Here is a 255-nt window from a genome sequence, read left to right on the forward strand (position 1 = left end):
GTTCCTTGTCTGCTGTGTACACTTTAAACTGACGCGTATATCCCTGTTTATCCACACGTGTGCTGTAGTGGGTAAAACTAAACCGCACACCGTCCAGGTCGGTATAAGCATCTTCTATTTCGTCATATGACCAATTATCCCGGCGTTTCGGATCTTGTTTATATTTTTTCTTTTGTTCTGCGTTATACATGCCGTAAGGGATCAAAGGGATCTTTTCATAGTCATCGATGATGGATTCATAGTTTTCTTCACTGC

Annotated in this window: 1 pseudogene; it reads right to left on the reverse strand. The window is 41.6% G+C overall.

Going from position 1 to position 255, the window contains the following annotated elements:
- Positions 1–255 (reverse strand): annotated as a pseudogene (locus ACYQ2O_RS13460) (IS5/IS1182 family transposase); the annotation flags it as partial.

It is taken from the genome of Alkalibacterium sp. m-11, from assembly GCF_054658155.1.